The sequence below is a fragment of the Actinoplanes lobatus genome, from assembly GCF_014205215.1.
GTDB lineage: Bacteria > Actinomycetota > Actinomycetes > Mycobacteriales > Micromonosporaceae > Actinoplanes > Actinoplanes lobatus.
Genome location: NZ_JACHNC010000001.1, coordinates 1,120,046 through 1,139,781 on the forward strand (window position 1 = coordinate 1,120,046; position 19,736 = coordinate 1,139,781).

The window sequence follows — 19,736 nt, forward strand, 5'->3', positions numbered from 1 at the left end:
CAGCCTATCTGGACGTCTTCCAGGCCCCCGCCCGGCGGGCGCGTTCCACCGCGCCCGGCAGCGCCGCGAGCAGCGCGTCCACATCCGCCTTCGTGCTGTCGTGCCCCAGGCTGAACCGCAGCGACGAGCGGGCCCGCGGATCGTCGGCGCCCATCGCCAGCAGCACGTGACTGGGCTGGGCCACGCCGGCCGAACACGCCGAACCGGTCGAGCAGTAGATGCCCTGCGCGTCCAGGAGCAGCAGCAGCGCGTCGCCCTCGCAGCCCGGGAAGGAGAAGTGGGCGTTGCCCGGCAGCCGGTCGGCCGGGTCGCCGTTGTAGATCGCGTCCGGGATCGCCGCGCACACCCGCTCCACCAGGTCGTCACGCAGCGCCGCCACCCGGATGACGTGCTCCTCCCGGCTGGCGACCGCGGCCTCCACGGCAGTGGCGAACGCCACCACGCCCGGGGTGTCCAGGGTCCCGGATCGCACGTCCCGCTCCTGGCCGCCGCCGTGCAACAACGGCGTGCAGGTCACGTCCCGGCCCAGCAGCAGCGCGCCGACACCGACCGGACCGCCCACCTTGTGCCCGGTGAGCGTGAGCGCCGAGGCGCCGCTCGCCGCGAAGTCCACCGGCACCTGCCCGACCGCCTGCACCGCGTCGGTGTGGAACGGGATCCCGGCGGCCGCGGCCAGCGCCGCCAGCGCCGCGACCGGCTGCACCGTGCCGACCTCGTTGTTCGCCCACTGCACGCTGACCACGGCGATCTCGCTGCCGTGCGCCCGCACCAGCTCGGCGAACGCCTCCGCGTCCACCCGCCCGGCCGCGTCCACCGGTTGCAGCGCCGTCTTGGCGCCCTCGTGCTGCCCCAGCCAGTCGACCGCGTCCAGCACGGCGTGATGCTCGACGGCCGAGGCCACCACGCGGCGCATGCGCTGATCGGCGTCCCGCCGGGCCCAGAAGATCCCCTTGACCGCGAGGTTGTCCGCCTCGGTCCCGCCACCCGTGAAGATCACCTCGGACGGCCGGGCCCCCAGCGCCGCCGCGATCCGCTCCCGCGACTCCTCGACCAGGCGCCGGGCTCCACGACCCGCCGCATGCAGCGAAGACGGGTTTCCAAGCTCACGCGCCGCGGCGACATAGGCGTCGAGCGCGGCAGGCAGCATCGGCGTGGTCGCCGCATGATCCAGGTAGGCCATCACCCCCAGCTTAGGCCGTCCTCCCGTCACCGCCCCCGCCCGAGTCCTCCCAAGATCAAAATCACTGCCCCGCTCCGGTACGCCCCTCGCCGCCCCCGACCACACCCCGACCGTCCCGCCTCTTCCCGGCGACCTCAGCGGCCCTCCCGCCCGTGCCGCCCGCGCCGGGCTGAGATCGGTGGTCCGGCTGCCTCCCAGAGCCCTCTCAACCGCACCAGAACAGCCCCAGAGCCAGCCGCAAAGATCCGCGACTCGCCCGCACCACGAAACGGTCACCCCAAGCCGGACGGCGGCGCGCAAAACGTCCCCCGCCAAACGCCGCCGGTGTCGAGACAACGAAACGGTCACCCCAAGCCGGACGGCGGCGCGCTAAACGTCCCCGCAAAACGCCGCCGGTGTCGAGGCAGATGATTTGCCGACGCCAGCGGGTTTTGCTGGCGGCGGGAAATCACCTGCCTCGACACCGGTTACAAGGCGTTTTGCCGCGGAGCGAAGCGGAGCAATCAGGCACAGTGCCGCGGAGCGAAGCTAGCCCAACCTACTTGCGCTTGCGGATCTCGTCGGCCGCCTGCGGGACGACCTTGAAGAGGTCGCCGACCACGCCGAAGTCGGCGAGCTCGAAGATGGGCGCCTCGGCGTCCTTGTTGACCGCGACGATGGTCTTCGAGGTCTGCATGCCGGCCCGGTGCTGGATCGCGCCGGAGATGCCGAGTGCCACGTAGAGCTGCGGCGACACGGTCTTGCCGGTCTGGCCGACCTGGAACTGGTGCGGGTAGTAGCCCGAGTCGACGGCCGCGCGGGACGCGCCGACGGCGCCGCCGAGCAGGTCGGCGAGCTCCTCGACCAGCTTGAAGTTGTCGGCGTTGCCGACGCCGCGGCCGCCGGAGACGACGATGCCGGCCTCGGTGAGCTCGGGGCGGGAGCCCTTCTGCTCGGCGACCCGCTCGACGACCTTGGTCAGCTTGTCGGTGTCCGACACGGCCACGGTCAGCTGCTCGACGGCCGGGGTGGCGGCCGACGGCTCAGGGGTGACCGAGTTCGGGCGGATGGTGACGATCGGCAGGCCCTTGGTGACCTTGGTCTTGACGATCGCCGAGCCGGCGAAGATCGCCTGGGTGGCGGTGCCGTCGGCGTCGAGGCCGACGGCGTCGGTGAGCAGGCCGTTGTCCAGCTTGATCGCCAGGCGGGCGGCGATCTCCTTGCCCTCCTGGGTGGAGGCGAGCAGCACGGCGGCGGGCTGGACCCGCTTCACCAGCTCGGCGACCACGGTGGCCTTGGGGGCGACCAGGTAGCCGTCGACGTCCTCACCGGACGCCGTGTAGATCTTCTCGGCGCCGAATTCGCCGAGCTTCGCGGTGTCGGCGTCGCCGAACACCACCGCCGAGACCGACCCGAGTCCACGGGCGATCGTGAGCATCTCGAGGGTGACCTTCTTGACGCCGGCCTCGACGACGACCAATACCTCAGCCATGTCTTCCTAATCCCCTCAGACTCAGACGAACTTCTCGGTGGCCAGGTACGCGACGAGCTGCTCGCCACCGGTGCCCTCGTCGACGACCTTGGCGCCGCCGGCACGGGCCGGGCGCTTCGCGTACTCGAGGACCTGGCTGGTGGCGCCGGCGGAGCCGACCTCACCGGCGGAGACGCCCAGGTCACCCAGGGACAGGCTCTGCACGGGCTTCTTCTTGGCGGCCATGATGCCCTTGAAGGACGGGTACCGCGGCTCGTTGATGGTGTCCCAGACGCTGACGATCGCCGGGGTGGCGGCCGTGACGACCTCGTAGCCCTCGTCGGTCTGCCGCTCGACGGTCAGCTGGGAGCCGTCGACGGTGAGCTTGCGGGCGCCGGTGAGGGCGGCCACACCGAGAAGCTCGGCCAGCATGTGCGGGACGACCTGGACGCGGCCGTCGGTGGACTCGGCGCCGCTGATGATCAGGTCGGCGTCCAGGGTGCGCAGCGCGGCGGCGAGCACCTTGGAGGTGGCGACCGCGCAGGAGCCGTGGAGGGCGTCGTCCTGCACGTGGACGGCCTTGTCCGGGCCCATGGAGAGAGCCTTGCGGATGGACTCGGTCGCACCGGCCGGACCAACGGTCAGGACGGTCACCTCTCCACCGTGCGCCTCTTTGATCTTCAGCGCTTCCTCGATGGCGTATTCGTCCATCTCGTTGATGACGTTGCTCGCCGACGCCCGGTCGACCGAGTAGTCAGCGCTTAGGGTGCGCTCGGCACCGGAGTCGGGCACCTGCTTCACCAGTACGACGATGTTCATCGCGCTCCTACGACCCTCCTGTATTGAACGCACCGTTGCGGTCGACCCTGTCCACGGCCGCCGAAGTTGCCGGGCGGCGGACATGTCAGCCAGGTTACCCGTCAGTAGCATCACTGTTGCCGGCCACCCAGAGTGACACACCTCACCCATGCCCCGACCGTGATCGCTACAGTGGGCAATGAGGAGGTGTCAGACATGTCCGGTCAAAACGTCTTACTCGTGGAGGGCGTGAGCCCATCCACGACCCATACTCCCTCACGCCCCGAAGAGCTGAAGCCGCAGACCCATGGACGAGGCGGCCCGGACTCCCCGTGGTGCCGCTGCGGGCGCCCACGGGAGGCCTGCGTGAGTGACGAAGTCCGCAATCTGTGGCACCCCCTTCTGGACCCCGCGGGTCGATAATTAACGGTGTGTTGCGAGAGTGGTTCAACCCGTCACAGACAGGCACCACTCCCGACTATCGCTTCTCCCTCGCCAACGAGCGCACCTTCCTCGCCTGGATCCGAACCGGCCTGGCCCTGATCGCGGGTGGCCTGGCGTGCGCGCAGTTCCTGCCGCCACTGCCGGTGCGCCACCTGCGCGAGATCATCGCGATCCTGCTGCTGGTGCTCGGCGCCCTGGTGGCACTGCGCGCGGTCGACCACTGGGTGCGGACCGAGCGGGCCATGCGGCTCGGCACCGACCTGCCGCGCTCCCGGTTCCCGGCCGTGCTCGCCGTCGCGGTGGCGGCCGGCGCAGTGGTGATCATCGCGGCGGTGCTGGTCCAGGTCTTCTGAGATGAGTGAGCCGTGCGGTCAGCACACCCGTGACCCGGGCGCCTGCGCCCGGGTGCCCCGCGATCCGGGCGCCTCCGCGCTGCGGACCCGGCTCGCCTGGCGGCGCACCGGCCTGTCGGCGTCCGCCGTGGCGCTGCTGGCCCTCCGGCCGGCCTTCGCGCCCGGCGCCGGCCCGGCCGAATGGCTGGTGGCGGCGGCCGCGATGACGACCTGGGCGGCGATCGTGGCGATCGCCCTGCACCGGGGCCGGGACCTACGGACCCGGTTCCCCGGGCCGGCGCCCCGCCCGATCCGGGCCTACGCCTTCCTCATCGTCGCCCTGGCCGTTCTCGGCGGATGGGTTGTCATGCTCTGATCGTCGCCTACCCGGCTTTCGAGGAGCATCATTGCGGCATGGTCCGGTTGTTCATCTTCTTGGCCGCGGCAGCCCTCGTCCTGCTGATTCTGGCCCTCATCAGCGCCTTGTCGGCGGAGCGGGTCCGCAACGCGCCCCGCGCCGTCTGGACCCTCGCGATCCTGCTGATACCGCTCGCCGGACCGACCGCCTACCTCCTGTGGGGCCGCCCGATCAGCCGGTCCCGCCGCCCGATCCGCCGCCCCTCGTCACCGGACGACGACCCGGACTTCCTGCGTTCGATGGACAGCAAGCAGTCCCGTCGCGACCGTGAGCTGCTCGACGAGTGGGAACGGGACCTCCGGCAGGACGACGAGCCGGACCGTCCCTGAGCGCGGTGCCCCGGATCAGAGTCCGAGCAGTCTGCCGATGTCGGTGAAGACCTCGACGGCGTCCTGGTCGAACGGTTCGCCGTTGCCGTAGCCGTAGGCCAGGATCAGCGCCACGATCGGCACGGTCACCATCACAATCATGCTGAGCAACATCTGCATCGCGCGGCCGAGACGCCCACGGCGGCGCACCCGGGCCGGCTGCGGCTGGGGCTGGACCTGGGGCTGCGGAGCGGAGACGACCGCGCGGGCGGGCGGTGAGACCGGGCGGGCCGAGCCCACGGCGGGCGACACCGGCCGGGCGTGTGCCACCACCGGCTGCTGCGGCCGGGGCACGCGCCCCGACTGCCGGGGCTGCCTCGGGGGTACGGGAGTCCGGCTCTCGTATTCGGGAGGACTGGTGGCGACCGTCGCGTCCGGATCGGAACGCCAGCTGTCGGCCGCGTGCGGCCACGGGTCCACCGGGGGAAGCAGGTGCGGCGGGGTGTCGGCGGGCGGCCGCGGCCGGGACGGGCGGTCCTGCCGGGGCTGCCGCTGGGGCGGGCCGGGCGGGCCGTCGGCACGCGGCCGGTGCGGTGGTGGTGGCTCGGCCCGGCCGGCGCCGGGCAGCACCGGCACGTCGACGGCGGCCGCGGACGGAACGGCCGGAACCGGCGTGGTCAGCGGCTTGCCCGCCACCGCGGTCGGGCGGTCGGCCCCGATCGGCTCACCGGCCACAACGGTCGGGCGGTCCGTCTCCACCGGCTTGCCCGCCACCACGGTCGGCCGGTCGGCTTCCACCGGTCCCGGAGGCGACACCGGCCCCTTTTCAACCGATTCGTCCGCAACATCCGCGACGGCCACGACATCCGCGGGGTTCGCCAGGACCGTCGGCTGGTCGCGCTCGCGCTCCACGGTCGGCGCCGCCGGCACAGGCGGCGCCAGCACGGTCGGCCCGTCCTCCTCGGCGCGGGCCGGAAGGTACTTGGAGGGCAGCCGCAACTCCTCGGTGGGCCCGGGGGCGGCCGGCTCGGTGGTCAGCAGGGCGGCCCCGGCCAGGATGCTGCCCTCGGCCACGACCAGCTCGGGCTGCTCGATCACCACGGGCGGGTCGCCGAGCGCCCGGTGCAGCAGGGTGGCCACCAGCGGGATCCGGCTGGCGCCGCCGACCAGGAACACCCCGGCCAGCCGGCCGTCCGGCAGATCGGCCCAGCGCAACAGGTTCCGGGTGATCTCGACGGTCTGCTCCAGCACCGGCCGGGCCACCGTCTCCAGCTCCTCGCGGGTGAGGTGGGCCTCGATGTCGAGCAACGGCACCACGAAGTCGGCGGCCTGCGCCCGGGAGAGCCGCTCCTTGGCGATCCGGACGTCGTCCCAGAGCTGGCGGCGGGCCCGGCGCTCCTCGACGGTGGAGGGTTCCATGAGCCGGGCCCAGTCGCCGGTGCGCAGGTGCTCGACGACGACCGCGTCGACGTCGAGGCCGCCCAGGTCGTCGCGCCCGTCGACGGCGAGCACCTCGAACCCGGACGAGGTACGCGCGACCACGCTGGTGTCGAAGGTGCCCGCGCCGAAGTCGTGCACCACCACGACCGAGCCGATCGGCACGTCCCGCCCGAGCACCTCGGCGAAGTAGGTGGCCGCGGCGACCGGTTCGGCGACCAGGCGGGCGCCCTCCAGCCCGGCGCGGGCGGCGGCCTCGGCGAGCAGGGTGCGGCGGGCCGCACCCCAGGTGGCCGGGCAGGTGAGGGTGACCTCCGGCCGGTGCGGCCCGACCGCGCGGTGCCACTCCTCGGCGACCCGGGCCAGGACCGCGGCGATCAGCTCGACGGTCTCGAACTCCCGCTCGCCGAGCAGCACCAGCCCGTCGTCGACACGGCGTTTCGGGTTGGGCTCGAAGCGGGCCGGGTCGAGCCGGGCGCTGTGCACCGCGTCCCGGCCGACGAGCAGGCTGCCGTCCGAGTCGGCGAAGACGGCCGACGGCAGCAGTGGGGAGCCGTCGACCAGGATCGGGCGGGCACGGCCGTCCGGCCATCGCGCCACGGCGACGGTGTTGGAGGTGCCGAAGTCGACGCCGAGGGCGTACCGTTTCGGACCACCCTGGTCGATGGGCATGCCCGCAGTCTAGGCAATGACAGCCCGCTTACGATCCCTCCCGTCAGGCGGATTCCCGACGGGAAAGATCACCCGGGCCCTACTTTCCGGTGAACTTGGGGGCCCGTTTCTCGACGAAGGCGGTGGTCCCCTCGACCCGGTCGTCGGTCGCGAAGAGGCCGGCGAACAGGTGCGACTCGAGGGCCAGCCCGGCGGCCAGGTCGACGCTGAGCCCGCCGTCGACGGCCTGCTTGGCGGCGCGCAGGGCCAGGGCCGGACCGGTCGTGTACTGCCGGACGAGGTCGACGGCCGCGGCGTACACCTGATCGGCCGGGACCACCCGGTCGGCCAGGCCGATCCGCAGCGCCTCGTCGCTGTCGACCATCCGGCCGGAGAAGATCAGGTCCTTGGCGCGGGCCGGGCCGATCAGCCGGGCCAGCCGCTGGGTGCCGCCGGCGCCCGGGATGATGCCGAGCTTGATCTCCGGCTGGCCGAGCTTGGCGTCCTCGGCGATCACCCGCCAGTCGCAGGCCAGGGCGAGTTCGCAGCCGCCGCCCAGTGCGTACCCCGTGATGGCGGCGACGACCGGCTTCGGGATCTGCGCGACCGCGTCGAAGGCGCTGGACAGCGCGCCGGCCCGGACCACCATCTCCTGGTACGTCACCGTGGTGAACTCGGTGATGTCGGCGCCCGCCGCGAAGTGCTTGCCGGCGCCGTGCACGACCACCGCGCGGACCTCGTCGTCACCGGCCGCGGCGTGTGCCGCCGCCCGCAACTCCTCCTGCACCCGGGTGTTGAGCGCGTTGACCGGCGGCCGCTCCAGCCGGATGGTGCCGATGCCGTCCGCGACCTCGAGCCGTACGAACTCACCCACCGATGTGCCCTCCTGTTCACTCCTGCCGTTTTGCCGTCAGCGTACGACGGGTAACGACTACATTGGGTCCCCTGGGGAGGACAAAGATGACCACGTACTACCGGGATCCGGATGTGCTCATCACGTCATCCGGTGTGCGGATGAACGGTCACGAGTTCCGCCTTCCCGAACTGATCCGGGTGTGGTATTCGAGGGGTCCCCGGTCCTGGAGCGTCATCGCCTGGCGGGGCGCGCTCGGCCTGGCGATCCTGCTGCCGCTGTTGGCCGGCGGGTTCGCCGTGCTGGTGGCGCTGGCCATGGACGCCTCGTTCGCCACCACGGTGGCCTGGGTGATCGGCGGGGCCCTGCTGGGCCTGGCCGTGGTGCCGGTCGCCGACCTGCTGCTGGAGCGGGTCGACCTGTCGTACGACCGGGGCACCCGCAACCTCGAGATCTGGGGCCGGGTGCGGGAGGGCGACGTGCTGCTCCTGCGGACGAACGACGCCCAGCGGTTCGGCCGCGTCTACCGGGCCCTGCAGCGCGCGCTGGAGCCCGCCGTACGCGGCTGAGGATCAGGAAAGCCATGAGAGCCACCGAGGTACGGCCCACCGGCGTCGAGCGCACGTTCGGCGAGAACGAGCTGATCGTCACCAAGACCGATCCGCGCGGCGTCATCACGTACACCAACGATGTCTTCCTGCGTGTCTCCGCGCTGACCGAGGAGCAGGCGGTGGGCAGCCCGCACAGCCTGATCCGGCACCCGGACATGCCGAGGGCCGTGTTCCAGCTGCTGTGGGACACCCTCGGGAAACGGCAGGAGCTCTTCGCGTACGTGCTGAACCTGGCCGCCGACGGCGCGCACTACTGGGTGTTCGCGCACATCACACCGTCCTTCGACCGGACCGGGCGGCTGCTCGGCTACCACTCCAACCGGCGCCGGCCGTCCACCGCCGCGATCCAGACGGTCAGGTCCGTCTACACCCGGATGCTGGACGAGGAGCGCCGGCAGTCCCGTACCCCGGACGCGGTGGCGGCGGGCACGGCGGTCCTCCAGCAGATCCTCGGCGAGCACGGGCGCACCTACGACGAGCTGGTCTGGGACATCACCGACGGCGGCGCCGGGTGAGGTCGCACCCTCCGGCCGACTCCGGCCTGGAGAACGCGATCCGCCTGGTCACCGAGGTCTGCGACCGGGCCCGCAGCGGCGATCTGGAGGCCCGTGTGCCGCAGCTCGGCGACACCCCCGCGGAGCGGGCGCTGCGGGTCACGGTGAACGGGCTGCTCGACCAGATCGACGCGTTCGTCCGGGAGTCCGGCGCGGCGTCGACGGCGGCCGCCGAGGGGCGTTTCCACCGGCGTTTCCTCACCCAAGGGCTGGACGGGGCGTACCGGACGGCGGCCGAGCAGATCACCCACGCGAACCAGGTGATGAGCCGGACGGCAGCCCAGTTCGCGGACGCCGCCCGGGCCCGGCAGGCGCTCGCCGACGAACTGGAGTCGGCGGTGCTGACCGTCTCCGAGCAGGTGGCGACGGCCGCCACCGAGATGGGCCGCTCGGCGAACGGGCTGGCCGACTTCGCCCGGAGCGCGGTCACCGACGCCGAGCGGGGGCTGGGCACGGTGTCGTCGCTGCGTACCTCGTCGGAGGAGATCCGGCACGCGGTCGACCTGATCAACCAGGTGGCGGCGCAGACCCGGCTACTGGCGCTGAACGCCACCATCGAGGCGGCCCGGGCCGGGCCGGCGGGACGCGGCTTCGGCGTGGTGGCCAGCGAGGTGAAGAACCTGGCGAACGAGACCAGCTCGTCCAGCGAGGAGATCATGAGCCAGGTCAGCACGGTGCAGCAGTCGGCGGCCGACGCGATCGCCGTACTGGAGGCGGTCACCGACCGGATCCGGGAGATGAGCGACCTGGTGGACGGCATCGCGGTGGCGGTGGACGGCGGTCACCAGCCGGACGACGGCGGGCTCTCGCAGCTCGCCGAGGTGCTCCGGTCCGAGGTGTCCCGGTTCGTCACGACGATTCGCGCGTCCTGAAGATCTCCTCGATGTCGCCGCGGGCCGGCAGGGCGTTGCTCGCACCGACCCGGCGCACGCAGGCCGCCCCGGCGGCGTTCGCCCAGCGGATCGCGTCGATCAGGTCACGGCCCTCCCCCCAGGCGACGGCCAGCGCCCCGGTGAAGGCGTCCCCGGCCGCGGTGGTGTCGGTCACCTCCACCTTGAAGGCGGGCACGTGCACGTCGGCGCCGTCGCGGTCGGCGTACCGGGAGCCGTTGCCGCTCAGGGTGAGCACCACCCGGGGCACCAGGGCGAGCAGTGCCGCGATGTCCGGCTCGGCCCGGCCGGTGATGGCCCGCGCCTCGGTCTCGTTGACCACCAGCAGGTCGACCTCGTCGAGCAGGCCGGGCGGCAGCACCCGGGCGGGCGCCGCGTTCAGGATGGTGCGGGTGCCGCCCGCGCGACCGGCCCGCAGCGCGGCCAGCACCGTGCCCATCGGGATCTCCTGCTGGCAGAGCAGCACGTCGGCGGCGGCGATGGCGGCCGTCTCGTCGGCGGTGAGGTCGACGAAGGTGCGGTTCGCCCCGGGGCTGACCAGGATCGAGTTCTCCCCGGCGCGGTCCACCATGATCACTGCGACGCCGGAGGAGCCGTAGCTGGTCCGTACCAGATCGACGGCGACGCCCGCGGCCGCGAGCCGGGCGTTGAGGGTGACCCCGAACGCGTCCGATCCGATCGCGCCGAGGAAGGCCGTCTCCGCGCCGGCCAGCGCGGCGGCGATGGCCTGGTTGGAGCCCTTGCCGCCGGGCGTCATCACGAAGTCGTCACCGAGGACGGTCTCGCCCGGCCGGGGCAGGCTCGGCGCCAGCCCGACCAGGTCCATGTTCGCGCTGCCGGCGACGACGACCCGGGTGGCCATCTAGCCGGCCCGGGCGGTGTAGCGGTCTCCGAACCGGTCGACGATCAGCGGCAGACCGAAGGTCTTCGTCAGGTTCTCCGCGGTCATCACCTCGCCGAGCAGGCCGGACGCGACCACGGTGCCCTCGCGCAGCAGCAGGCCGTGGGTGAAGCCCGGCGGGATCTCCTCGACGTGGTGGGTGACCAGCACCATGGCCGGGGCGTCCGGGTCCAGGGCCAGCTCGGTGAGGTGGCCGATCAGCGTCTCCCGGCCGCCCAGGTCGAGCCCGGCGGTCGGCTCGTCGAGCAGCATCAGCTCGGGGTCGGTCATCAGCGCCCGGGCGATCTGGGTGCGCTTGCGCTCGCCCTCGGACAGGGTGCCGAACTCACGGTCGGCGAACGCCGCGATGCCCAGCTGTTCGAGCAGCTCCCGGGCACGGGCCTCGTCCTGCGGGTCGTAGCTCTCCCGCCAGCGGCCGACCACCGACCAGGCGGCGGTGACCACCACGTCGAGCACCCGCTCGGAGGGCGGCACCTGGTCGGCGAACCGGCCGGTGGTGATGCCCACCCGGGTCCGCAGCTCGGTCACGTCGGTACGCCCGAGCTTCTCGCCCAGCACGTACGCGTTGCCGCGGGTCGGGTGCATCCGGGCGGACGCCAGGTTGAGCAGGGTGGTCTTGCCCGCACCGTTCGGGCCCAGCACCACCCACCGCTCGTCCAGCTCGACCTGCCAGGACAGGTCGCGGATCAGGAAGTTTCCGCCGCGCACCACGTTGACGCGGTCGAAGGCGATGACGGTGTCCTCGTCGGGCGGAATGGATACGGCAGCCTCCAGCACGCGTCCATCCAACCATGTTCGCCCCCGCGGGCCGGACGGCGTGCCGGTGCCGAACCGTCAGTCGGTGGTCGAGCCGAACACCTCGTCGCGGACCGCGTCCAGCGCCATCCGCAGCGCACCGTGCAGAACCGGCTCGGACGCCACCCGGGTGACCACCACCTTGGGCGACACCAGCGTGATCGCCGCCACCTCACGCTCCACCCGGTCGGCCAGCGCCGCACCGCCGGCCCGGCTCACCTCGCCGGCCAGCACCACCAGCGGCGGGTCGAGCACCACGCAGGTGGCGGCCACGCCCAGCGCCAGGCGGCGGGCCAGTTCGTCGAGCACCGGCTCGCCGGCCGGGCCGGCCGCGACGGCGGCCCGCACCACGTCGGCCGCCTCGGCGCCGCGGAAGCCGAACTGCTTGCCGATCGTCTTGACCGCGTCGGCGCCGGCGATCGCCTGGAAGGCGCCCTTCACGCCGCGGCGGGAGGCGTTGTGCGGCACCTCGGCGCCGGCCACCGGCAGGTAGCCGATCTCGCCGGCCGCGCCGGTGGCGCCCTGGTGCAGGCGGCCGCCGAGGACGGTGGCGAGACCGACGCCCCGGCCGATCCAGACGAGCGCGAAGTCGGCGACCCCGGTGGCCGCGCCGGTGCCGGACTCGGCGACCGCGGCCAGGTTGACGTCGTTGCCGAAGAAGACCGGGATGTTCAGGTCGCGGCGCAGGTCGGCGAGCAGGCCGCGGTGCCAGCGGGGCAGGTCGTGGGCGAAGGAGATCTCACCGGACTGCGGGTCGACGAGGCCCGGGGTGCCGAGCACCACCCGGCGGACCGAGGACATGTCGGCGCCGGCCTCCCCGGCGGCCTGGACCACCGCGTTGTGCACCACGCCGACCGGGTCGTCGGTGTCCTTGGTGCTCTGCTCGACCCGGCTGATCACGGTGCCGGTGATGTCGGCGCAGGCGGCCACCACACCTTCCGGGCCGACCTCCACCCCGATGACGTGGGCGCTGGACGGGGTCACCGCGTAGAGCTGTGCGTTGGGGCCACGGCCACCGGCCTGCTCACCCACCCGCCGGACCAGGCCGCGCTCCTCAAGCCGCTCGACCAGCTGGGAGGCGGTGACCTTGCTGAGCCCGGTCATCTCGCCGAGTTGCGCCCGGGTCAGCGGGCCTCGTGTGAGCAGCAGGTCCAGCGCCGCGCGGTCGTTGAGAGCGCGCAGCAACCGGGGCGTGCCCGGGAGGCGGGTGGCGGCCATACGTTCGTCCCCTAATAAGAAAGATTCTTTCCTGTTACAGTGTCGACGCACGACACGCAGCCGCAGCGTAACGGTAGGCAACGTCGCCGGACCGTAAGACGCTCATCGACTGCGAGCGATCATGGCAGCTCCCGGCGGGAAACGGCCAGAGTTGCGTCTTCGGAAGGACACCATGGCCCTCGACCCCGGCCTCCGCCGACTCGCCCTGAACACCCTGCTCGCCGCCTTTCCCGGGCACGCCGCCCCGGACTGGGCGGGTGAGCTGCTCGCCGAGGGGCTGGCCGGGCACACCCTGTTCGGCGCCAACGTCGGCGAGGCGGAGCAGGTCGCACGGCTCACCGCCCAGCTGCGGTCGGCCCGGCCGGACGCGCTGATCGCGATCGACGAGGAGGGCGGCGACGTCACCCGGTTGGGGCACCGGACCGGGAGCCCGTACCCCGGGAACGCGGCGCTCGGCGCGGCCGACGATCCGGAGCTGACCCGGCGGATCTACGCCGCGATCGGCGCCGACCTGGCGGCCGTGGGGATCAACCTGAACCTGGCGCCGACCGTGGACGTGAACAGCGTCGCCGAGAACCCGATCATCGGCACCCGCTCGTTCGGGGCCGGCGCGGCGCTGGTCGCCCGGCACACCGGGGCGGCCGTGGCCGGGTTGCAGGCCAACGGGGTCGCGGCGTGCGCCAAGCACTTCCCCGGGCACGGCGCCACGGTCACCGACTCGCACCTGGAGCTGCCCACCGTCGACGTGCCGCTGGCCGTGCTGCGGGAGCGCGACCTGCCGCCGTTCGCGGCCGCCGTCGAGGCCGGCGCCCGCGCCGTGATGAGCGCGCACATCCGGGTGCCGGAGCTGACCGGGGACGGGCCGGCCACGTTCAGCCGGGCCGCGCTGACCGGGCTGCTCCGCGGCGAGCTGGGCTTCGGCGGCGCGATCGTCACCGACGCGCTGGAGATGCGCGGTGCGGCCGCCACGGCGGGGAGCATCCCGCGGGCCGCCGTGTCGGCGCTGGCGGCCGGGGCCGACCTGCTCTGCATCGGGGCCGTGGTGGACCGGGCGCTGGTCGAGGCGATCGCCGCCGAGATCGCCGCGGCCACCGGGGACGGGCGGCTGGAGCTCGCCCGGCTGGAGGACGCGGTCGCCCGTACCAGCGCATTGGCCCTCTGGAGCGCGACCCCGCGCCCGGCCGAACCCGGCGACGGCGGCCTGGGCGTCGAGGCCGCCCGCCGCGGGATGATCGTCGAGGGCGACCCGGCCGAGGTGCGGTCCCCGCTGGTGGTGCAGTTCGTGTCCGGCCACTCGATCGCCGAGGGCCGGGTGCCGTGGGGGCTCGGGCCGCACCTGGACGGGATCGAGCAGATCGAGGTACCGGCCGACGGGACCACCCCGGAGGCGCTGGCGGCGGCCGCCGGCGACCGGCCGATCGTGCTGGTCGGCCGTCGTCTGCACAGCTCCCCCGCGGCCCGCACCCTGATCGGGAAGCTGGCCGCCGAGCGGCCGGTCGGCGTCGTCGAGATGGGCTGGCCGTCGCCGTGGCGGCCGGAGGGCGTCCGGGTCTACGTGGTGACCCACGGGGCGAGCCTCGCCAACGGCCGTGCCGCGGCCGAGGCGCTCCACCTTCATCACGCTGCGTAATCAGCACGGACGCATATCTCATCATATGTCGTAAATGAGTGAACCTACGGCACGAAACGGGCCAACCGAACGGGTAATCCGCACACCGACCACTTCCCCACACGCCGGGACGTCACCTAGCGTGATGGCCACAAGGTGGGTCTGGGGACGTCGCGGAATCGGCTCGGGACCAGTCGGGATGCCGCGACGCAGATGATGAGCCGGGCAGGGCGTGACTTCGGGAGCAGCACGCCGTGCCCGGCTCATCACCGTTTCGCCCTGGTCAGCCCGCCGACGAGGTCTTCACCAGGGTGCGGATCTGGCGCAGCAGCACCGACAGCGCCGCCAGGTCGGCCGGCGAGTCGTCGACATCGCCCATCGCATTGGACGCCCGGGCGATCGACGCCGCGTTCACCTGTTCCCACTCGGAGACCCGGTCCTCCGGTGACGCCGTGGACGGCGTCGAATGGAGCACCTCGGCGGTGAGAGCGGCCAGCGCGGCGTACAGGTCGTAACGCAGCGCCATCCGGGCCAGGGTCTGCCAGCGGTCGCCACGCGGCAGCCGGGAGATGTGCGACAGCAGCGCGTCCACCCCGAACCGCTCGGAGAGCACGAAGTAGACCTGCGCCACCTCCTCCGCGTCCCGGTCGATGGCGGCGGCCGTCTCCAGGACGTCCAGCAGCCCGAAACCGTAGAACACCCGGCTCACCGCGGCCGCCAGATCCTCCGGCACGTCCTTCGCGACCAGTTCGGCGATCCGGTCGAACAGGGCCCGCCGCTCGGCGCCGACGATCACCTCGGGCAGCAGCGGCAGCAGCGTCGAGATGCCGGGCCGCAGCTTGGCGATCTCACCGGGCACGTCGAGCGGCGAGCGCCGGGTGCTGACCAGCCAGCGGACCGCCCGGTCGAGCAGCCGCCGGGTCTCCAGGAAGACCAGCGTCTGCGCCGAGGTCGGCACCCGGTTGTCCAGCGCCTCACCGGCCGCCCAGATCTCCTCCAGGCCGAAGACGTCGCGAACCACCACGTAGGCCCGGATCACGTCGGCCGCCGACGCCCCGCTCTCCTCCATCGCCCGGTAGACGAACGAGGTGCCGCCCCGGTTGACCACCTCGTTCACCAGCGCCGTCGAGATGATCTCCCGGCGCAGCCGGTGCCCGGCCATCCGCCCGGCGAACCGCTCGCGCAGCGGGGTCGGGAAATACCCGGACAGCACATCGGTGGTCCAGGCCTCGTCGACCAGCTCGTCCGCGAGGACCTCACGCTCCAAACTGATCTTGACGTACGCGAGGAGCACCGCGAATTCCGGAGGAGTGAGACCCTGGCCGTTCTCGTACCGGGCGGCCAGCTCCAGATCCGACGGCAGCGCCTCCAGCTCCCGGTTCAGCTCGCCGCGTTCCTCCAGCGACGTGAGCAGCCGCCGGTGCACCGGGAGCAGCGAGTGCGCCTGCGACCGGGCGTTGCCCAGCGCCATGGCCTGCTCGTAGTTGTCCCGCAGCACCAGCTCGCCGACCTCGCCGGTCATCGCGGCGAGCAGCTCGTCCCGCTCCGGCAGGGACAGCTCGCCGTCGACGACCGCCCCACCCAGCAGGATCTTGATGTTGACCTCGTGGTCCGAGCAGTCCACCCCGGCCGAGTTGTCGATGAAGTCGGTGAACACCCGGCCACCTGAGCGGGCGAACTCGATCCGCCCGCGCTGGGTCAACCCCAGGTTGCCGCCCTCGCCGACCACCTTGACCCGCAGGTCCGAGCCGTTGATCCGGATCGCGTCGTTGCCCTTGTCGCCCACCTCGGCGTGCGACTCGGCGGCGCCCTTCACGTAGGTGCCGATGCCGCCGTTGAACAGCAGGTCGACCGGGGCCTTGAGGATGGCCCGCATCAGGTCGGCGGGGCTGATCGCGGGCGCCTCGCCGAGACCCAGCGCGACCCGGACCTGCGGGCTGACCGGGATCGACTTGGCCGACCTGGGGTACACCCCGCCGCCCTCGCTGATCAGCGACGCGTCGTAGTCGGCCCAGGACGATCGGGGCAGGCCGAACAGGCGCTCGCGTTCCGCGTACGAGATCGCGGAATCGGGGTCCGGGTCCAGGAAGATGTGGCGGTGGTCGAAGGCCGCCACCAACCGGATGTGCTGCGACAGCAGCATGCCGTTGCCGAAGACGTCGCCGGACATGTCCCCGACGCCGACCACCGTGAAATCCTCGGACTGGGTGTCGGTGCCCAGGTCACGGAAGTGCTTCTTGACCGACTCCCACGCGCCCCGGGCGGTGATGCCCATCTTCTTGTGGTCGTAACCGGCCGAGCCGCCGCTGGCGAACGCGTCGCCCATCCAGAAGTCCTTGCGGACCGAGATCTCGTTGGCGATGTCGCTGAACGTGGCGGTGCCCTTGTCCGCGGCCACCACCAGGTACGGGTCGTCGCCGTCGTGCCGGACCACGTCCTCCGGCGGCACGATCTTGCCGCTCAGGATGTTGTCGGTGACGTCGAGCAGCGCCGTGATGAAGCTCTGGTAGCACTCCACCGCCTCGTCCCGGTCGCCCGGCTTCTGCTTGAGCACGAAGCCGCCCTTCGCGCCCACCGGCACGATCACCGAGTTCTTCACCATCTGCGCCTTGACCAGGCCGAGCACCTCGGTCCGGAAGTCCTCCCGCCGGTCCGACCAGCGCAGACCGCCCCGGGCCACGGCGCCGAACCGTAGGTGCACGCCCTCGAACCGGGGCGAGTAGACGAAGATCTCGAACTTCGGCCGGGGCTGCGGCAGCTCCGGGATGGCCTGCGGGTCCAGCTTGAAGGCCACGTACGACTTGGGCCGGCCCTCCACCCCACGCTGGTAGAAGCTGGTCCGCAGGGTCGCCTCGATGAGGGTCAGGTAGGAGCGCAGGATCCGGTCCTGGTCCAGGCTCTCCACCTGGTCGAGCAGCTCGGTGATCCGGCCCCGCAGCTCGCCGGCGCGACGGGTCCGCTCCGCCTCGCCGATCGGCAGCGCCGGGGAGAACCGCACCTCGAAGAGCCGCACCAGCAGACCGGCGATCTCCGGGTACGCCGTGAAGGTGGACTCCACGTACTGCTGGGTGAAGACGTTCCCGGCCTGGCGCAGGTACTTGGCGTAGGCCCGCAGCACCACCACCTGCCGCCAGGTGAGACCGGCCCGCAGCACCAGCTCGTTGAAGCCGTCCACCTCGGCCTCGCCCCGCCAGGCGGCCGCGAACGCGTTCTCCACCTGCGGGCGGACCTCGGCCAGCTCGCGGTGGCCGGCCGGGGGCAGCAGGCCGAAGTCGTACAGGTAGATGGTGCCGTCGGGGCGGCGGATCTCGTACGGCCGCTCGTCGGTGACCCGGACGCCCAGCGAGTGCAGCACCGGCAGGACGGCGGAGAGCATCATCGGCTCGCCGTACCGGTAGACCTTGAACCGGACGTCGCGCTCGTCCGGCTGCGGAGTGCCGTCCGCGCCCAGTCGCCGCCGCCGGAACAGGTGCATGGCCAGCTGGCCGGGCTCCTCGAGGAGCTCCAGCTTGGCCAGGTCCTGCATCCCCTCGTACGGGGTGTGCGTGTTCTTGTAGCTCTCCGGGTAGGCCGCCGAGTACCGCTGGAACAGCCGCCGCGCCTGCTCGTCGCCGAGTTTGCGCTCCAGCACCAGGGAGAAGTCGTCGTCCCACATCCGGGTCGCGTCGGCGAGCCGCTCGGCCAGCTCGTTCGGGTCCAACTGGCCGGGCGGGGCGGCCGGGTCGGTACGCACGATGAAGTGCACCCGCGCCAGCATCCGCTCGGTGACCCGGGTCGTGTAGTCCACCCCGACGCCGTTCAGCTCACGGAGCAGGATCTCCTGCATGCGCAGCCGGTTGCCGGTGGTGAAGCGGTCCCGGGGCAGGTAGATGAGGCAGGAGATGAACCGGCCGTACCCGTCGCGGCGCAGGAAGAGGCGCAGCTGCCGGCGGCCGGCCATCCGCAGCACCCCGATGACCGCCTCGTACAGGTCGTCGGTCTTGATCTGGAAGAGCTCGTCCCGGGGGTAGGTCTCCAGGATCTGGAGCAGGTCCTTGCCGGAGTGGCCGCGCGGCGACAGGCCCGAACGGTCCATCACCTCCTGCACCTTGCGCCGGACCACCGGCAGCTCGCGCACGCTCGTCCGGTACGCCGAGCTGGAGAACAGGCCGAGGAACCGCCGCTCGCCGACCACCTCGCCGGCCTCGTCGAACAGCTTCACGCCGATGTAGTCGAGGTACGCGGAGCGGTGCACGCTGGCCCGCGAGTTGGCCTTGGTGATCACCAGGAGCCGCTTCTCCATGGCCCGCTCGTAGATCTCCGGGGCCATCTCCTCGGCCAGCCGGCGCGGCTTGCTCGCCCCGCGCAGGATGCCCAGCCCGGTGCCCGGAACCGCGGACAGGACCCCGTCGTCCAGCCGGTACTCCCGGTACCCCAGGAAGGTGAAGTGATCGTTGGCCAGCCACTTGAGCAGCTCGATCGAGTCGGTGAGGTCCTTGTCCGGCACCGGTGAGGGGTGCTCGGAGCCCCGGGCGGCGGCCAGCTCGTCGGAGATGACCATGGCCCGCTGGCGCATCCGCGGCCAGTCCTCCACCGCGTCCCGTACGTCGGTGAGCACCCGCCGCACCTCGTTGAGCAGTTGCTCGCGGGCCTCCGGGCGGCGGACCGGGTCGATCTCGATCCGGATCCAGCTCTCCACCAGGTCGCCCTCGATGGCGTCGTCCGGCTCCACCTCGGCCTCGAGGTGGGCCAGCGCCCCGAGCGGCTCGCGGCGCACCACGATCAGCGGGTGAACCGTCAGATACACCTGGAGGTTGTGGGCGTTGAGCAGGGCGATCACCGAGTCGACCAGGAACGGCATGTCGTCGGTGACGATCCGCAGGACGCTGTGCGACTGCGACCCGGACGGCTCGGTGATGGCGAGTTTCAGCTCACCGGGCAGCCGGTTGCGGGCCAGTTCGCGGTGCTCCGCCGCGGCCGCGAACATCTCCTGGGGTGTGTATCCGACCAGTTCCTCGTCGGGTGCGAACCGCCAGAAGCGGCCCACCAGAGATGCGGTCGTGTGGTCGTCCCCCGCCTGTTCGACAGCCTGCGCCACCAACCGCTCAGCGTTTGGCACATCGTCGAGAACGGTCTGATCAGAATCGGTCGCTGCCTCGTCGGCGACAGCCATGGTCCGGCGCTCCCCTCACCCACGGCATTGTGGGCTCGAACGTGTCGAGCACAGCCTAGAACCATGCCCATGGCCCACCTCACACCCCGGGTGTGCCAGCGGCGTTTGGGTGGTATCGCCCCATCCGGGAACCCC

Annotated in this window: 16 protein-coding genes; 7 read left to right on the forward strand and 9 right to left on the reverse strand. The window is 72.2% G+C overall.

Annotated features, from left to right (window positions below; all coding sequences use genetic code 11):
* Positions 1-4: 4 nt before the first annotated feature.
* The 3 genes from BJ964_RS04895 to BJ964_RS04905 all read right to left on the reverse strand — a co-directional run bounded on the left by BJ964_RS04895 (position 5) and on the right by BJ964_RS04905 (position 3,449).
* Positions 5-1,180 (reverse strand): cysteine desulfurase family protein, encoded by a 1,176-nt coding sequence (locus BJ964_RS04895; RefSeq protein ID WP_188119559.1) that lies wholly within the window; start codon positions 1,178-1,180, stop codon positions 5-7.
* Positions 1,181-1,718: 538 nt separating this feature from the next.
* Positions 1,719-2,651, reverse strand: coding sequence for an electron transfer flavoprotein subunit alpha/FixB family protein (locus BJ964_RS04900; protein ID WP_188119560.1), 933 nt, complete (start codon positions 2,649-2,651; stop codon positions 1,719-1,721).
* 21 nt (positions 2,652-2,672) lie between these two features.
* Positions 2,673-3,449 carry an electron transfer flavoprotein subunit beta/FixA family protein gene (locus BJ964_RS04905; RefSeq protein WP_188119561.1) on the reverse strand — a complete coding sequence of 259 codons (777 nt, stop codon included), beginning with the start codon at positions 3,447-3,449 and terminating at the stop codon, positions 2,673-2,675.
* 410 nt (positions 3,450-3,859) lie between these two features.
* Between BJ964_RS04905 and BJ964_RS04910 the strand changes: the two genes are divergently transcribed.
* From BJ964_RS04910 to BJ964_RS04920, 3 genes are read left to right on the forward strand one after another with little or no spacing between them, the layout of a single operon-like run.
* Positions 3,860-4,225: a YidH family protein gene (locus BJ964_RS04910; RefSeq protein ID WP_372441801.1), complete on the forward strand. Its 366-nt coding sequence runs from the start codon at positions 3,860-3,862 to the stop codon at positions 4,223-4,225.
* Between the two features lies 1 nt (position 4,226).
* Positions 4,227-4,580 (forward strand): DUF202 domain-containing protein, encoded by a 354-nt coding sequence (locus tag BJ964_RS04915; RefSeq protein ID WP_188119562.1) that lies wholly within the window; start codon positions 4,227-4,229, stop codon positions 4,578-4,580.
* Positions 4,581-4,618: 38 nt separating this feature from the next.
* Positions 4,619-4,951 (forward strand): PLD nuclease N-terminal domain-containing protein, encoded by a 333-nt coding sequence (locus BJ964_RS04920; protein ID WP_188119563.1) that lies wholly within the window; start codon positions 4,619-4,621, stop codon positions 4,949-4,951.
* 15 nt (positions 4,952-4,966) lie between these two features.
* Here the strand turns inward: BJ964_RS04920 and BJ964_RS47780 are convergent, their stop codons facing one another.
* On the reverse strand, positions 4,967-7,039 hold the full coding sequence (locus BJ964_RS47780; protein WP_229806568.1) for an Hsp70 family protein: 2,073 nt from the start codon (positions 7,037-7,039) through the stop codon (positions 4,967-4,969).
* 79 nt (positions 7,040-7,118) lie between these two features.
* On the reverse strand, positions 7,119-7,892 hold the full coding sequence (locus BJ964_RS04930; RefSeq protein ID WP_188119564.1) for an enoyl-CoA hydratase/isomerase family protein: 774 nt from the start codon (positions 7,890-7,892) through the stop codon (positions 7,119-7,121).
* A gap of 86 nt (positions 7,893-7,978) precedes the next feature.
* Between BJ964_RS04930 and BJ964_RS04935 the strand changes: the two genes are divergently transcribed.
* The 3 genes from BJ964_RS04935 to BJ964_RS04945 are packed head-to-tail and all read left to right on the forward strand — an operon-like array spanning position 7,979 to position 9,908.
* Entirely contained in the window at positions 7,979-8,440 is a 462-nt protein-coding gene (locus BJ964_RS04935) for a DUF6232 family protein (RefSeq protein WP_188119565.1), read from the forward strand.
* A 14-nt stretch (positions 8,441-8,454) separates the two neighbouring features.
* Positions 8,455-8,997 carry a PAS domain-containing protein gene (locus tag BJ964_RS04940; protein WP_188119566.1) on the forward strand — a complete coding sequence of 181 codons (543 nt, stop codon included), beginning with the start codon at positions 8,455-8,457 and terminating at the stop codon, positions 8,995-8,997.
* Positions 8,994-9,908: a methyl-accepting chemotaxis protein gene (locus BJ964_RS04945; RefSeq protein ID WP_229806569.1), complete on the forward strand. Its 915-nt coding sequence runs from the start codon at positions 8,994-8,996 to the stop codon at positions 9,906-9,908. Before BJ964_RS04940 ends, BJ964_RS04945 begins: the two co-directional genes overlap by 4 nt.
* Here the strand turns inward: BJ964_RS04945 and BJ964_RS04950 are convergent.
* Genes BJ964_RS04950 through BJ964_RS04960 form a run of 3 tightly spaced genes read right to left on the reverse strand, consistent with a single transcriptional unit; the run spans position 9,886 to position 12,840 of the window.
* On the reverse strand, positions 9,886-10,788 hold the full coding sequence (locus BJ964_RS04950; RefSeq protein ID WP_188119567.1) for a ribokinase: 903 nt from the start codon (positions 10,786-10,788) through the stop codon (positions 9,886-9,888). The genes BJ964_RS04945 and BJ964_RS04950 overlap by 23 nt on opposite strands.
* The gene (locus BJ964_RS04955) at positions 10,789-11,616 is read right to left on the reverse strand and encodes an ABC transporter ATP-binding protein (protein WP_188119568.1); all 828 of its coding nucleotides are present in this window, start codon (positions 11,614-11,616) and stop codon (positions 10,789-10,791) included.
* A gap of 45 nt (positions 11,617-11,661) precedes the next feature.
* Complete coding sequence (locus BJ964_RS04960) at positions 11,662-12,840, reverse strand: ROK family transcriptional regulator (protein WP_188119569.1); 1,179 nt, start codon at positions 12,838-12,840, stop codon at positions 11,662-11,664.
* 172 nt (positions 12,841-13,012) lie between these two features.
* Between BJ964_RS04960 and BJ964_RS04965 the strand changes: the two genes are divergently transcribed.
* Positions 13,013-14,470, forward strand: a complete 1,458-nt coding sequence (locus BJ964_RS04965) for a glycoside hydrolase family 3 protein (RefSeq protein WP_188119570.1) — start codon at positions 13,013-13,015, stop codon at positions 14,468-14,470.
* Positions 14,471-14,732: 262 nt separating this feature from the next.
* Here BJ964_RS04965 and BJ964_RS04970 read toward each other — a convergent pair whose 3' ends face one another.
* Positions 14,733-19,601, reverse strand: a complete 4,869-nt coding sequence (locus tag BJ964_RS04970) for an NAD-glutamate dehydrogenase (protein WP_188119571.1) — start codon at positions 19,599-19,601, stop codon at positions 14,733-14,735.
* Positions 19,602-19,736: the final 135 nt, after the last annotated feature.